Origin of the sequence: Cutibacterium modestum, from assembly GCF_008326345.1 — a bacterium.
Taxonomy (GTDB): domain Bacteria; phylum Actinomycetota; class Actinomycetes; order Propionibacteriales; family Propionibacteriaceae; genus Cutibacterium; species Cutibacterium modestum.
This window is the reverse complement of sequence record NZ_BJEN01000003.1, coordinates 1-14,498: the sequence shown is the minus strand read 5'-3', so window position 1 is coordinate 14,498 and position 14,498 is coordinate 1. Positions and strand designations below refer to the sequence as shown.

Here is a 14,498-nt window from a genome sequence, read left to right as displayed (position 1 = left end):
TTCGGGTAACGGCTCCGACCCCGTCCAGCGTCTCCATTGAGGTGACTGCCAGACCACGTCCTTTTTCACCGGTAATACCGATCGTGATGGTCCCGTGAAGTCCGCTGAAATAGGGCTTACAAGCCAGAACACCAACGGAACACGCGTACACGAGCAGTGTCCAAGTCATTTCCTATCGTGCTGCCATGACTAGATTCCTCCACACCTCAGATTGGCAACTGGGGATGACTCGGCACTACTTGTCTAAGCGCGGTGACGATGACCCGCAGGCACGGTTCACTGCCGATCGGATCGAGGCGGTGCGCAGGCTGGGCGATGTTGCCCACCAAGAGGGTTGCGAGTTTGTCGTCGTCGCCGGGGACGTCTTCGAAACCCAGAATGTCTCCGCGCAAATCATTGCCCGAGCATGTGAGGCGATGGCCTCTATTGACATTCCGGTATACCTGCTACCTGGAAACCACGACAGCTTAGAGCCGGGCTGCCTATGGGACGGGCAAGATTTTCTTCGTCGCTGCCCCAGCAACGTTCACGTACTGCGAGATCAAGCAGAGACCCAAGTTACTAACGGAAATGGTCTCGTCATCGCGACGATCGTTGCCGCTCCGCTAACGACCCGCCATCCTTCAACCGATCCTCTGGCCAAACTTGCGATGAGTTTGAAGCCCACCGAGACGCCACGCATCCTGGTTGGCCATGGCCAACTTGAGGGATTGTCGGGCGATACCCGTGACGCCCTCATCTCCCGCTCCCCCCTCGACGAAGCGATTGCCCGAGGAGCGCTGCACTACGTGGCGTTGGGGGACCGCCACATAGCCTGGCCTCTCAACGATGACCACGCCGCTATCCGATACAGCGGAACCCAAGAATCAACGAGCTTCAATGAGGTCGGTGTCGGTACTACGGTCATCGTGGACCTCGGCGATCCCCTCACCTGCCAGACAATCGATGTCGGCACATGGTTGCACGCTCGAGTGAGTCAGGAGGTCGCCGGCGAGGCAGATCTGCAAATTCTGCGCGACCGGTTAGATTCCTTCGATCACCGGGATCGCACCATTATCCGATACGACCTTCACGGTCAGGTCACCATCCCTCAGCAGGCAGAGCTTGACGAAATTCTCGCTGACTATGAGACCGTTTTTGCCAGCCTTGAACCGAGTGAAAACCGCCATGATCTCACCGTGGTCGGTAACGACATCAGCCTGGCTGAAGCTGATGTACCCGGTTGGGTTCGCGAGGCTGCAGAAGAATTGTCGGGCATGTGTGCCACTAATGACGACGCCGTCGCGGCGCTCACCCTGTTACACCGCCTCGTCAACGCTGAAGAAGCCGGTACCGCACCCACCGTTGCACACACAGTGGAGGTGTCACGATGAAGCTACACCGCATCCACGTCGAAAATTTCAAAGCGATTGACGAACGCACTCTCGAGTTGCCCGACCGCGGGATTGTCATTGCCGCTGGACGCAACGAGATCGGCAAGACCTCCATGGTGGAAACTCTTGATCTACTACTCGATACCGGCACCAAAGCCTCGTCAAAGTCCCGCAAGGTCCGGATCGCCCAGCCCTATGGAACATCTCGGCAAGTCGTCATCGAAGCTGAGATGACGATCGGCTCTCACCGCTTCGTCCACCGCAAGTGCTTCCTCAAGGACAAGGAGTCTTCCCTGAAATTCCTCTCCGGGTCACGTGCTGGCGAGACGGTCACCGGTGATCAGGCCGTCGAGACAATGGAGACGCTGCTATTAGACACCGATGTCACACTGTGGAATGCGCTACGTCTCATGCAGGCAAGTGGACTGTCCCCGCTGCGACTGGACTCCTCTCAAGCCCTCACGACCGCCTTGGAACAGGCCGGCGGGCAACAGCCGGACGAGGGGTCTGGAAGCGGACTCATGGATCGGGTTCGAGACGAATACGATAAGTACTTCACGCCTGGAGGCTCAGAGCGCCGCAACGTCTTTGCAGATCGCGACGAACTTGAAAACATTCGCAGCGCCCTTGCAGAAGCGCAACACAAGCTCGCTGAAGTCGACGATGTCGTCGCTTCCCTCAGCAGAATCAATGAACAAATCAGTCATGACCGAACGGTGGTGGCAGCCAAGAAGGCGGACTACCAGCAAGCCGAGACCGACGTGGCAAACCTCGCCGATCTTGAAAAAGAGGTCGAAGTGACGAGGCATGCTGCCAGTGAGGCAACACAGCGTCAGGTCGAGGCCAAGTCGGCCCACGACACGAGGGCCAAGCTCGTTGACAACCTTGCGACTGCACAAAGCGAGGACCAACACTGCCAGCAGGTGCTCGCAGAGCTGTCGGTGCTGAGCACAACGTCACCGTGGAACGCGAAGAGGCTCAGACGGCGTGCAATAAGGCTCAGAAGATCGTTTCCGAAGCCGAGACGGCTGAAGCCCAAGCCCGGCAGACCCTTGCAGCAGCGCGAGCTGGTGAACAGTCGGCCAGGGCCCGGCAACAACTCGATCGCATTAATGAGCTCAAGGAGCGAATCGCGACCGAACAACAACGCCTCGACGCTGAAAAGGTGACGAGCGAGACGCTGAAGGCGCTGCGGAAAGCCGTCAAGGCCGCAGAGCTCGCCCGTCATAAAGCATCCATGGCAAGCCCACAGCTAGCCATCGAGCACCTCGCCGAAGGAGCTTCACTGCGAGTTGACGGCGCGGACCTCAACGTCCCAATCGGCGAGACGAGCCAGCGTCGAGTAGATGGTGAGCTCGTGATGGAGATGGGCGAAGCCTGGCGAGTGCGGATTTCCCCCACCTCGGAGGTCATGGCCTTGGGGCAGGACGCTGAAAAGGCCCATCAAGCCGTAGTGACCCAGCTTGAAGGCTTAGGCGTGACGAGTCTGGAGCAGGCAGAGTCCCGTCTGACTGAGCGCAATGTCATGGAGACCCACATCTCCTCGTGGCAAGAACGCCTTGAGGAAGAACAAGGCGAAGCCACCATCCATGAACTTGAAGCCATGGCTGAGCGCGATGATGGCGCCGCCAACATCTCAGCCGCCGAAGCCCAGAAGCTGGAAGAAGAAGCTGTAGCTACCGCAGGTGAGGCGCGTACCACCCAACGCCAGGCTGATGCTCGACTGAAAGCGGTAGAGGAGCGCCGCGTCGAGGCCCGCGAAAAAGCGTTCCGGGCGCGTGTCGACGCTGACAAGGCTGCTGAGACAGTCGCCCGGTCTCTCATGAGCTGACAACCGCCCGCGAAGACACCAGCGACCAGGTCCTCGCAGAGACCCTCGCCACCTCCCAGGAGCAGGCGCGACTCGCACAAGCCGAGGCCGACCGCGCCCAAGCCGCGCTCGCGGAACGCAACCCAAATCAGGTCCGTAGCGAGGCGGAGGGGACGCGGGTGGCGCTGACGGCCGCAACCGAACGCCTTGAAAGCAACATCCGTTACCAGGCTGAACTCAACGGACAGCTGCAAGGACTTGGCCGCCAACAACGTCAGACCGAGGTCGACACCCTCACCTCGAAGGAACACCAACTGGCACGACGTGTTGCTGGATTGGAACGACGGGCGCAGTCGGCCAAATTGCTGTTCACCACCCTGACAGCACATCTGGAAAGCGTGCGGCAGTCCTACGTAGCACCGTTCACTACCCACATCGATCGAATTGGACGTGGGGTTTTCGGGCCTGACCTTCACGTCGAGATCGATTCCACCTTGTCGGTGGTGGCACGTCATCTCAATGGCTCCCGCCTGGAATGGGTCCAGCTGTCGTCAGGAGCCCGTGAGCAATTAGGACTAGTTGTCCGGTTGGCCGCCGCCCGGCTCATTGATCCCGACGACGGGGTACCGGTGATCCTCGACGATGCCCTGGTCTACTCCGATCCGGTAAGAGTCAGACACATCCTCGGCGAAGTCGCCCAAGGCGCCCAGACCAGCCAGATCGTGGTGTTCACCAGCGCACCGGAGAGGTACGACTCCATACCGGGAGCGCAGCGAGTCGATTTCGGCTGATGCAATGCCTGGTTACGTCTCTGCTACGGGAACCGTCGAGCCCCTGCGGCACCAAGATATGGTCAAGCGCCGGTCCTCATCCACGTATCCCCCCGCGCACGCCATGCCAGGATGGCGCAGCGCACGACCATGAACCCGCTAAAGGCGATCCATAGCCAGACCACCGCGGCGGCCGGGTCCGACGGCGCGAACAAATGCACCGCCCAGGCCATTGGTAAGTACACCACGAGCATGACAACCTGAGCGCCCGACAGCCACCGACCGTCGCCAGCCCCAATGAGCACCCCGTCAAGGACGAAAGCCGGCCCGGCAACGATCTGTTGAGCCGCGACAACGAGCAATCCGGCGGCGACCGCTCGGTGCACGGCGGGGTCGTCGGTGTATAGGACAGGAAGCAGTTGGTGGAAGGCTGCCAACACGACGCCTATAACAACGCCGGCCACGAGCCCCCATCGTGTCATCGTGGCGGTCAGCGACCGGGTGCGTCGGGTGTCGCCAGCCCCCAGGCTTGCCCCGGTGAGGGCCTGACCGGCAATGCCCAAGGCGTCCATGGTCATGAGCAGCAGGTTCCACATTGTCATCGTCACCTGATACGACGCCATAGTGATCGCTCCAGACCGGGCCGCAACCCAGGTTGTCACGTAAAGAGCGGCGCGCAACGCCAGGGTGCGGATAAGTAAGGGGGTGCCATCACGCAAACTCGAAGCAATGCCGCTCAGATGCGGCATCAAGTTCAGGTCAAGACCGCGTGTTCGCATCCACAACACGCACACTAAAGCCACCGCCATAGCTATCTGGCAGACGAGGGTGCCGATGGCAGACCCCTGGATCCCCCAGCCCATGCCGAGGACAAACCACACATTGAGCACCAGGTTTGCACTAAAGGTGATGACGGTCACGACTAAAGGCGTGCGGGTGTCCTGGAACCCACGCAACACACCCGTGACCGCCATAGTCGCGAGCATCGCAGGCACGCCGAACCCGGTGATGCGTAAATAGCGCCCTGCCTGATCCGCAACCGCGCCACTAGCCCCAAACCAACCTGCCACCGTCGTCGGAATAGCCACCAGCATGGTCGCCACGAGCAGACCAATGATGAGAGACAGCCACAAGCCATCAACACCAGTATGGGCGGCTCCCTGACGGTCCCCCGCCCCCATTCGACGCGATGATGTTGCCGTCGTTGCGTAGGCAAGGAAGACAAACAGCCCTGTGAATGTCGTCAAGGCCGCCGAGGCCACACCCAGACCTGCCAACTCAGCGGTACCCAAATGCCCCACCACTGCAGAGTCTGCAACCAGGAACAGCGGCTCCGCGACGAGGGACAAGAAAGCGGGTACCGCTAGATTCAGAATCTGACGGTACCCGGCCTCAGCCTCGAAACCGGGATCGCGACCCCTTGGAATCATCAGGCTCGAACGATCGCGCCGCGCAGGGACGCACGAATGATATTGAGAACCCGGTCGGCCCACTCAGGGGTTTTCTCACCACGCAGGGGGCCAGACGTCGACAGTGATGCAAAACCGTGAAGCACGGACCACAAAAGAATAACGAGGCCCCGGACGTCAACTCGGTCGGGAAACGTGACCTCTGGGTTTGAGAGGACATCCCGGATCACCGAGTCGGGCAGATTCGGTGCTTTTGACCGATCCACCTTAAGGGCGTCAAGTCCCGCATCCGAGATGCGGTACGCGACGTCGAAAAGCCCCGGTTCGGTCAGAGCGAAATCAAGATATGCGCGGCAGGCGGCCACGAGTTGACCAACCGCCGCGACCTCATCATCAACGGGCTGGGCCTGGGCCACCGCTTCACGCATCACGACGCCGATCTGGTCGGCAGCTACCAAGCCCACCTCATCAAGAAGGGCCTCGCGATTCGCGAAGTGACGGTACGCGGCGTTGGGTGATACGCCTGCGCGGCGAGTAGCCTCACGCAGCACAACAGCCTCGGCGCCACCGCTGCGGGCCATCTCCAAGCCCTCCACTATGAGGGCTTCACGAAGATGACCGTGATGGTACGTCTGACGTGGTTGCGACGAGCGATGCGTCTGCGTCATGAATGATCCCCCGGTCCGTTCGTTAGTACTAGGACGTCAACCTGGCTGGCTGACCGCTGACGCCCAACCATACGTGAAATTTCTATGGCGTCGGAGGACAGTCTCTATGACCCCCAACCATCACTCAACTAGGCTGAACGCATGAATTCAAGTGTTCCATATCTGCTAGCCATCCTCGGTGAAGGGGTCGTGCCGCCATCCACCATGGTGTGCCATGCAGACGATCTCGGGCTGGTACGTGGGGATGGTGTCTTTGACACAACCCGTATCGTGACCGCCCAGGATGGAACGTCGCGTATCGACCACCTCGACGAGCATCTCTCCCGGTTCGCCCGCTCTATCGCTGGAGTGGACGGCCCCACCCCCGACTTGGACTCCTGGCACCACCTCATCGAAGAAGCGGCACGCAACTGGCGTATCCCTGGAGAGGCTGCCCTCAAACTCGTCTACACCAATGGCCGTCAAGTCGTCCCCGGGCCTCCCCGGGGTTTTCTCATCATCTCTTCCCTCTCCAAAACTGCAATCGAGGAGCGGGAGGGAATCGACGTGCTGTGCCTATCGCGCGGAGTCACTAGCGAAGCCTTCGCCGATGCCCCCTGGCTTCTCGGCGGAGTTAAGACCCTGTCCTACGCCGTCAACGTGGCAGCTCTGCGCTATGCCCGTTCCCAGGGTGCCGACGACGTCATCTTCACCTCTACCGACGGTTACCTACTCGAGGGGCCGACCTCTGGGTTAATCATTGAAGCCGCCGACGGGCTGTGGACGACCCCCACCGGCGCCACCGGCATCCTGAGCTCCATCACCGTCGGTACCGTCTTCAAAGCCGCTGATGAGGACGGGGTCAAGACGGCTACCCGTCTCATGAAGCGCGGGGAGGTGCTGCGTGCCCAGGGTGCCTGGTTGTTGTCGTCAGTACGTGGCGTCGCTCCCGTTCTCAGTATTGACGGCCATCCAACTCCCCAAGATGAGGACATGACTCACCGGTTGCGGACCTGGGCGGGATTTGAAAGCTGATGCCTGCGTCAGACCCTGCTTCCCCGGCGACCAAAACCCTCGTCAAGGCCAAGATTCCGCATGTCCTGCACAGCTACGACCACGATTAATCACCACTTTGGCGATGAGGGGGTGGCGAAGCTTGGTTTCGACCCATCCATCATGCTCAAGACTCTGGTCGTCGAGCTGGCCCCTTCAGGCAAGCTTGCCGTTGCCGTCGTTCCGGTGAGTTATCAACTCGATTTCAAGGCCTTCGCCTCAGCCGTAGGTGCGAAAAAAGTCACCATGGCCGCCCCAGAGACAGCAGAACGCGCTACCGGCTACATCGTCGGGGGAATTTCTCCCTCGGGGCAGAAAAAGCGGCTACCCATCTGCATCGACGAGTCCGTGCTAGAGCAGCCACGGGTGCTGGTTTCAGGCGAGCGTCGAGGTCTATCGGTGGAATTGTCGCCGTCGGACCTGGTGACTGTTACTGGGGCGGTGACGGCAAAAATCGCCTGTTGACGCCAGCTCCGGTCACTTATTGGAGTTCTTGCCGACCGACTGAGGCAGCACGAGCAGTCCGGTGACAATGACGACACCAAGCACAACGTGGATCCACTTGGTGGCGCCACCACTGCTCAGCTCGCCAAGAACATACTGGACAAGGATTAGCACCGCCATACCAACGGCGTGACCGACAACAGCCGACGGTCCGCCGCGATGCTTCCACATCACCGCCAGAACGGCCGCGACGATGGTTGCCAGCAGGGTCACAATTCCGAACCCCATATGCATGTCACCGAGGCCGTGAACCCCGGAAAGCATGAAACAGGCCAAAACAGCCTGGATGACCACGGACCCCACGGCAACCCAAACACAGATCGTGAGGGCTTTAGGGGCAGAAGAGACGGTCGACGTGCGCTGCTGTGTCATGGACCACACTCTAGGTCACGACTGCGGCTTCACCTTACATCGTGGTGCCCGCCCCACCATCACCCATGGCCCCCACCAGCATCCCAACGCGCTGGCTGTTATGGCAGCCAGCCATGAGATTTCCGCCACCGCCGACAGAACCGGAATGAGGGCGTAAAGACCTGCTGCTCCAAGCAAAACCGCCATCGCGCCGACGACTCCACCGGCGATGCGTTGGCTCCTTCGCCGGACGAGACGCCCGCCCAGCAGAGCTGCCATGAGGACGACCGGGATGATGAGAATCACCGTTACTCCCATCGCGTAAAGCAGCCCGACCAGGAGGCTACCGAACCAGCCGCTCGCCGGCATGCCCGCCCGGGTGCCATTTACGCCCGGGCTCGTCGCCCAGATCGCCAAGGTCAGCCCCCACACCAGTCCAGTAATGGCCATGGCAACGATGAAGGCACCTGCGGACCTACTCACCCGCGCCGACTCAGTGGTCGCCCCCAGAACATCCGGGCTGTCCTGGTCCAGGTGGCCCAGGCGCGCTGTCACATCGAGAGTGTTTTCCTCGCTGCGTCGACGGCTCACCGCACCTTCACCTTCGTGCCTTCATGAGCGAAGTTGTAGAGAGCTTCGGAATCTTTGGGGGCCAGCCGAGCACAGCCGTGACTGGAGTATCCGGGTAATCCCAGGGTATAGGCCGGCTGCGCAGGTTTCTTGGTCTTCTCGTCCCAGGGAATCTGGTGGAAACCGATAGTTCCTGTCGCCCCGGGCCGCTGATAAAAGGACAAGAAGTTAGGGATATACCAACGTATGCCGTCCTCAGTCGACGCCGCATGACGCACTTTGTATTCGATCTCGTAGTCTCCGACAGGGGTCTTCCATGGCTCAGCAGTAGTGAGCATAGCCCGCTTCACTACTCCGTTATCGACGAGGTAAACACGGTTCTCCGCTTTGATCCACAGGACATATTTTCCAGCTCCAGCCGAGGACTTTGCCCCGACGGTAAGAGATGCCGCTGGTGGAGTCGGACCAGGAGTCGCCGGAGCTGAATCATCGGCCTTCGGACCCGCAGAATCTTCAGGACCATTGGCGCCGTCATTGCCAGACGGCCCGTCTGGAGGTGTATGCGTAGCTTGAGCAGTCGGATCCGGGGACGCCGTAGGGCAGGTCACGGGGTATTGGTGGCGGGTGCGCAAATCGCCCGCGCCAGGGACGGAGTCGACACATGGCGCCGAAGCAGGCATTGACGATCCGCAGCCAGCGACCAAGCAGACTATTGCCATCAGAGCAGCAAGAAAACTGCCGCCACGACACAGGCCTGAGCCGACGCGCGGTTCCGGGTTCAAGATGTTTCCGGAGGCATGCACAGGACCAAGTTTAAAGGCCACACCGTGTTTAAAGGCCACACCGTCACCGTTCGAATACAACGTCGGTAACGCCCCCGGCCCGACACCTCGTACCTAGGGAGAGATTTGTAGGAGCCGACAGCAGGAGAGGGCTATGTTGAGGACACTTATTATTGGGGAATCGTTGATTGATGTTGTCAATAGCGAGGGCCGGATAAGTGAGCATCCTGGCGGCTCCCCGCTAAACGTCGCTGTCGGTCTGGCACGTTTGGGGCGTGACGTCGAGCTAGCCACCTGGATTGGCGATGACGGCCCACAGTCTTGAGGTTCGGGTTTCTGGAGAGCAGATCAACGTAGTCGACACCGTCGGTGCTGGGGATTCGTTCATATCGGCGGCCATTGACGGTGTGGACGGCCGGGTTATTGGGAGTCGACCACCGCAGGGATCTTGGTCGGGTCGAGCCCGCGGTGCTGCAACGAGCAGCCCACATCGCCGCGATTACCGTCTCCCGCTCCGGTGCGAACCCACCGCGCACCGCTGAATTAGGGTGACCGAAGGTTACCCGCGCCAGTGTCTGCGAGACTGGCCCCATGAAGGGGAACTTCCACTCGACTTATGACCAAGGCTTTGCGCGAATCGCCGCCTGCACCACGCCGGTGCATATCGGTGACCCCGGTTCGAACGCGGGGGGAATTCTCGACACCTGCCGAGAACTCGATTCCCGAAACGTCGCAATCGCCGTATTCCCCGAGCTGTGCCTGACCGGCTATGCCATCGACGATCTGCTGCTTCAAGACGTCGTGCTTGACGCCGTTCTCGACGCCATCGAGGCATTACGCCAAGCTTCCCGCGGCCTCTTCCCGGTCATCATCGTCGGGGCACCGTTGCAGCGCGGCAACCGGCTCTACAACTGCGCGGTCGTCATCCACCGCGGGCAGGTCCTCGGTGTGGTGCCGAAAAGTCACCTCCCCAACTATCGGGAATTCTACGAAAAACGTCACTTCGCCGCCGGCGCGGACACTACCGGGACGATCGACTTGTCAGGGCGGCAAAAATCTCATGCAGCTTCTACTGAGGTTCCCTTCGGAGCCGACCAGCTCTTTCAGGCCACCGATCTTCCTGATCTCATCTTTCATGTGGAGGTGTGCGAGGATCTTTGGGTGCCGGTCTCCCCGTCTTCCCGGGCCGCACTGGCCGGGGCCGTCGTAGAGGTCAATCTCTCAGGCTCCCCCATCACTGTCGGAAGATCCCGCCAACGCCATGAGCTATGCAAAGTCACGTCCTCGCGCAACCTGCAGGCCTACGTCTATGCGGCTGCCGGCCCCGGAGAGTCCAGCACAGATCTGTCGTGGGATGGCCAGACAATGATCTACGAAAACGGCTCCCTTCTTACCGCCACCGACAGGTTCTCTCCCGAACCAGGCTTCTGCCTGGCTGACATCGACCTCGACCTGCTGCGGCAAGAGAGGCTGCGCCAGGGATCTTTCGACGACAACGCCCTTGCCCAACCCGCCGAAGCCCCGTGGCGTACCACTGCCTTCACTCTTGACCCGCCCCATGACGACATCGGCCTGGAACGCCCCGTCAACCGATTCCCTTTCGTCCCCCACGACCCTGATCAGCTCGCCCAAGATTGCTATGAGGCTTACAACATCCAGGTCTATGGATTGCGTCGACGCCTCGAGTCGATTGGATCGCCAAGAATCGTCATCGGGGTTTCCGGCGGACTCGACTCCACCCACGCCCTGCTCGTCGCCGCCAAGGCCATGGATCAGATGGGTCGGCCACGCACCGACATCCTCGCCTTCACAATGCCGGGGTTCGCCACCACGAACCACACTAAAAATAACGCCCTAGATTTATGTCACGCTCTTGGCATCCCGTGTGAGGTGTTGGACATTCGCCCAGCTGCCACCCAGATGCTCAAGGGGATGGGCCACCCGGCCGGTGACGGGGCTGAGGTGTACGACGTCACTTTCGAGAACGTCCAGGCTGGGCTGCGCTATGACTACCTCTTCCGGATAGCCAATCAACGTGGCGGCATCGTGCTGGGCACCGGTGATCTGTCGGAACTGGCACTCGGCTGGTGCACTTTCGGTGTTGGCGATCAGATGAGCCACTACGGAGTCAACACAGGAGTACCCAAGACCCTTATCCAGCACCTCATCCGGTGGTGCATTTCGTCGGGCCAGTTCAACGAGGCCACCAATGTGGTACTCGAGTCGGTGTTGGGGACGGAAATCTCCCCCGAGCTCGTCCCCGCCCGCCCGGGTGAGAAGATCCAGTCCACCCAAGCGAAGATAGGCCCTTACGAGCTGCAGGACTTCACTCTGTATCACCTGCTACGCCACGGGATGCGCCCCAGCCGGATTGTTTTCCTGTCCCACCACGCCTGGCGGGATGCGTCGGTGGGCTCCTGGCCTCCCGGGTTCCATGACGAGGACCGACACTCCTATGACCTGTCGGCAATCAAGGGTTGGACTCGGCTGTTCCTGCGCCGGTTCATCGGAAATCAGTTCAAGAGGTCGACCCTTCCTAATGGTCCCAAGGTCGTCGCCGGAGGTTCACTGAGTCCGCGCGGCGACTGGCGGATGCCCTCGGATGCGGTCGCCCGAGCCTGGCTCGACGACCTCGAGACGGTTCCCGATGAGCGGTCCTGAACCGCCACGTTCTGCGCCCCGGGGATAACTCTCTTCGGGTCCAGTACCCCGGAGCCCCATCCTTCAACCAGTGGCAAAAATCCCGGCAGCGGGACTAACAGTCACAGTTCACCCGCTGTCCACTCCCGCGCGGCAATATTGAACCGTGCGTGTTAATGACGAGATAAGGCTCACCCCCACTCTCCCCGACGGTCACGGTCTGCGGATCGGCATCCTGACCAGCGGAGGCGACGCTCAAGGCATGAACGCCGCCGTGCGAGCCGTGGTGCGCTCTGCACTAAGTGTGGGAGCCGAGGTCTATGCGATCTACGAGGGCTACCAGGGAATGATCGATGGCGGCGACGGCATCCGGAAATTCAGGTGGGACGACGTCGGTTCGATCTTCAACCGTGGTGGCACCGTCATCGGAACTTTCCGCTGCAAAGAAATGCGCGAACGCCCGGGACGCCTGAAGGCTGTCAGAAATCTCCTCGAACACGGGATCGATCGTCTCGTCGTCATCGGCGGCGACGGTTCGCTTACCGGCCTAGATGTGCTGCGCACCGAGTGGACCGGCCTGCTCGCTGAACTCGTCGACACCGGCCAGGTGAGCGCCGAGGTAGCCCGCGAGCATCCCACCCTCATGATCGCCGGACTCGTCGGGTCCATCGACAACGACCTCGTCGGATCCGATATGACTATCGGCGCCGACACTGCTCTGCACCGCATTGTCGATGCCATCGACGACCTCACCTCCACCGCGGCCAGCCACCAGCGATCCTTCGTCGTCGAGGTGATGGGCCGCCATTGCGGCTACCTCGCCCTCATGGCGGCCGTCGCCGGCGGCGCTGACTACGTCCTTATCCCGGAGCGGCCGCCCGAAAATGGCTGGGAGGACCGCATGTGCGCCGAACTCAAGCGTGGCCGTCAGGCGGGTCGACGCGACTCGATCGTCATCGTCGCGGAGGGCGCCACTGATCGCGCCGGCAACCGGATTTCGTCGGAATACGTCCGTCAGGTGCTCGAGGACAAACTGGGTGAGGACGCCCGTGTAACCATCCTGGGTCATGTCCAGCGTGGCGGACGACCGTCGGCCTATGACCGCTGGGCATCGACCTGGCTGGGTCATCACGCGGTTCACGAGGTGCTCTCGACCACTCCGGAGGCCGAGGGACGCGTTATCGGTACCGGAACTAACCGCATTCATCGCCTCCCTTTGGTCAAGGCCATCGCTGACACGAAGTCGGTGCCCGGTCTCATCGCGGAGGGTCGATACAACGAGGCCATGCGGATGAGGGGACGTTCCTTCGTCGAGATGGACGCCATCTTCACCGAACTCAGCGAGCCAGCTCGCACCACCTCCGACACCGCTGGCGACGCCGACCGCAAACGCATCGCGATTATGCACGCCGGTGGTCCGGCTCCGGGCATGAATACTGCTGCTCGTGCAGCAGTCCGACTGGCGATTTCCCGCGGTCATACCGTTGTGGGGATCCATAACGGATTCGTCGGGCTGGCAGCCGGGGACATGTCGGAATTGGCTTGGAGCGACGTCGAGGGTTGGGCCGGGGAAGGCGGCGCCGAGCTGGGCACCCGCCGGGAGATCCCCAACACTCGCGACCTGTACGCTGTCAGCCGCGCCTTGGAGGACAATCACATCGACGCGCTGCTCGTCATCGGCGGCTACTCGGCCTACGAAGGTATCCACACCATGACGACTGAGCGGGACCGATACCCGGCCTTCCGTATTCCAACGGTGTGCATCCCAGCCTCGATCGACAACAACCTTCCCGGTTCGGAGCTATCCATCGGCGCCGACACCGCCCTCAACGTCATCGTCGAAGCGATGGACAAGGTCAAGGAGTCGGGTATCGCATCCAGGCGCTGCTTCGTCGTCGAGACAATGGGCCGTGACTGCGGTTACCTCGCACTGATGTCGGGTATCGCTGCTGGTGCTGAGCGGATTTACACCAACGAAGACGGTATCTCTCTGGATGACCTGGTCAACGACGTTCACTGGTTGCGGGAGTCTTTCGCCCACGGACGCCGGCTCTTCCTTGCCGTACGTAATGAAAATGCGTCGCACAATTACACCACCGACTTCATCGCGCGGCTGCTGGAGGAGGAGTCCCACGGCATGTATGACGTGCGCCAGGTGGTGCTAGGACATATGCAACAGGGCGGCTCACCTTCACCCTTCGACCGCTTGCTCGCCAATCGACTCACCTACCGTGCTCTTAATCTTATTGACGACGAGTTGGCGGCGCGTCAGGACGGTTCGTGGTTTATTGGCGTCAACGAGTCAGGAATGCGGCCTAGCCCGATGGAGACGATGCTTTCCCTCGTTGACGCCGCTCATCGTCGTCCCCGTGAGCAGTGGTGGCTGCAACTGAGGACCATTGCCCGCACGGTCTCGGACGAGGTGAGGTGAGTCGCGACGGCTTTCCGAGAGCTCTAGAGATGATGGTGGGGTGGTGTGGCCCACCATCATGAACCTCACAACACCTCAGAAACAGCCACACTCTCCATACCAAGCGCCTCACCCACAGGCCCACTCAACAACTTGCCATCATAAGTCGCCAAACCACG

At 60.9% G+C, this 14,498-nt stretch carries 11 protein-coding genes and 2 pseudogenes; 8 read left to right on the top strand and 5 right to left on the bottom strand.

Going from position 1 to position 14,498, the window contains the following annotated elements; all coding sequences use genetic code 11:
• The first annotated feature begins 185 nt into the window (after positions 1–185).
• Positions 186–1,373 (top strand): metallophosphoesterase family protein, encoded by a 1,188-nt coding sequence (locus tag F1563_RS08185; RefSeq protein WP_002533823.1) that lies wholly within the window; start codon positions 186–188, stop codon positions 1,371–1,373.
• Positions 1,370–3,974: pseudogene (locus F1563_RS08180) on the top strand (AAA family ATPase). The gene F1563_RS08185 and the pseudogene F1563_RS08180 overlap by 4 nt, the downstream one beginning before the upstream one ends.
• 62 nt (positions 3,975–4,036) lie before the next feature.
• Here F1563_RS08180 and F1563_RS08175 read toward each other — a convergent pair.
• A complete protein-coding gene (locus F1563_RS08175; RefSeq protein WP_002528304.1) occupies positions 4,037–5,383 on the bottom strand; it encodes an MATE family efflux transporter in 1,347 nt (448 codons plus the stop codon).
• Positions 5,383–6,030, bottom strand: a complete 648-nt coding sequence (locus F1563_RS08170; RefSeq protein WP_002528305.1) for a TetR/AcrR family transcriptional regulator — start codon at positions 6,028–6,030, stop codon at positions 5,383–5,385. Before F1563_RS08170 ends, F1563_RS08175 begins: the two co-directional genes overlap by 1 nt.
• Before the next feature lie 141 nt (positions 6,031–6,171).
• Between F1563_RS08170 and F1563_RS08165 the strand changes: the two genes are divergently transcribed.
• Positions 6,172–7,044 (top strand): aminodeoxychorismate lyase, encoded by an 873-nt coding sequence (locus tag F1563_RS08165; protein ID WP_007434243.1) that lies wholly within the window; start codon positions 6,172–6,174, stop codon positions 7,042–7,044.
• Positions 7,044–7,527, top strand: a pseudogene (gene ybaK, locus F1563_RS08160) (Cys-tRNA(Pro) deacylase). The gene F1563_RS08165 and the pseudogene ybaK overlap by 1 nt, the downstream one beginning before the upstream one ends.
• A gap of 12 nt (positions 7,528–7,539) precedes the next feature.
• On the opposite strand, the gene F1563_RS08155 reads toward ybaK, so the two are convergent.
• From F1563_RS08155 to F1563_RS14225, 3 genes are read right to left on the bottom strand one after another with little or no spacing between them, the layout of a single operon-like run.
• Positions 7,540–7,938, bottom strand: a complete 399-nt coding sequence (locus F1563_RS08155; protein WP_002528308.1) for a hypothetical protein — start codon at positions 7,936–7,938, stop codon at positions 7,540–7,542.
• Between the two features lie 15 nt (positions 7,939–7,953).
• Positions 7,954–8,508 carry a hypothetical protein gene (locus F1563_RS08150; RefSeq protein WP_002528309.1) on the bottom strand — a complete coding sequence of 185 codons (555 nt, stop codon included), beginning with the start codon at positions 8,506–8,508 and terminating at the stop codon, positions 7,954–7,956.
• Positions 8,505–9,167, bottom strand: a complete 663-nt coding sequence (locus tag F1563_RS14225; RefSeq protein ID WP_227431962.1) for a L,D-transpeptidase — start codon at positions 9,165–9,167, stop codon at positions 8,505–8,507. Before F1563_RS14225 ends, F1563_RS08150 begins: the two co-directional genes overlap by 4 nt.
• Before the next feature lie 256 nt (positions 9,168–9,423).
• Here F1563_RS14225 and F1563_RS08140 point away from each other — a divergent pair, with 256 nt between their 5' ends.
• From F1563_RS08140 to F1563_RS08125, 4 genes are all read left to right on the top strand, one after another.
• Positions 9,424–9,594 carry a PfkB family carbohydrate kinase gene (locus F1563_RS08140; RefSeq protein ID WP_002533822.1) on the top strand — a complete coding sequence of 57 codons (171 nt, stop codon included), beginning with the start codon at positions 9,424–9,426 and terminating at the stop codon, positions 9,592–9,594.
• A gap of 44 nt (positions 9,595–9,638) precedes the next feature.
• Positions 9,639–9,821: a hypothetical protein gene (locus F1563_RS08135; protein WP_002533821.1), complete on the top strand. Its 183-nt coding sequence runs from the start codon at positions 9,639–9,641 to the stop codon at positions 9,819–9,821.
• A 39-nt stretch (positions 9,822–9,860) separates the two neighbouring features.
• Positions 9,861–11,930 (top strand): NAD(+) synthase, encoded by a 2,070-nt coding sequence (locus F1563_RS08130; RefSeq protein WP_002528312.1) that lies wholly within the window; start codon positions 9,861–9,863, stop codon positions 11,928–11,930.
• 163 nt (positions 11,931–12,093) lie between these two features.
• The gene (locus tag F1563_RS08125; protein WP_172623673.1) at positions 12,094–14,340 is read left to right on the top strand and encodes a 6-phosphofructokinase; all 2,247 of its coding nucleotides are present in this window, start codon (positions 12,094–12,096) and stop codon (positions 14,338–14,340) included.
• Positions 14,341–14,498 lie beyond the last annotated feature (158 nt).

Bases quoted from the DNA above. Each gene is read 5' to 3' on its own strand.
- F1563_RS08185 (WP_002533823.1), top strand. From the start codon at position 186: ATGACTAGATTCCTCCACACCTCAGATTGGCAACTGGGGATGACTCGG.
- F1563_RS08175 (WP_002528304.1), bottom strand. From the start codon at position 5,383: ATGATTCCAAGGGGTCGCGATCCCGGTTTCGAGGCTGAGGCCGGGTAC.
- F1563_RS08170 (WP_002528305.1), bottom strand. From the start codon at position 6,030: ATGACGCAGACGCATCGCTCGTCGCAACCACGTCAGACGTACCATCAC.
- F1563_RS08165 (WP_007434243.1), top strand. From the start codon at position 6,172: ATGAATTCAAGTGTTCCATATCTGCTAGCCATCCTCGGTGAAGGGGTC.
- F1563_RS08155 (WP_002528308.1), bottom strand. From the start codon at position 7,938: ATGACACAGCAGCGCACGTCGACCGTCTCTTCTGCCCCTAAAGCCCTC.
- F1563_RS14225 (WP_227431962.1), bottom strand. From the start codon at position 9,167: ATGCCTGCTTCGGCGCCATGTGTCGACTCCGTCCCTGGCGCGGGCGAT.
- F1563_RS08140 (WP_002533822.1), top strand. From the start codon at position 9,424: ATGTTGAGGACACTTATTATTGGGGAATCGTTGATTGATGTTGTCAAT.
- F1563_RS08130 (WP_002528312.1), top strand. From the start codon at position 9,861: ATGAAGGGGAACTTCCACTCGACTTATGACCAAGGCTTTGCGCGAATC.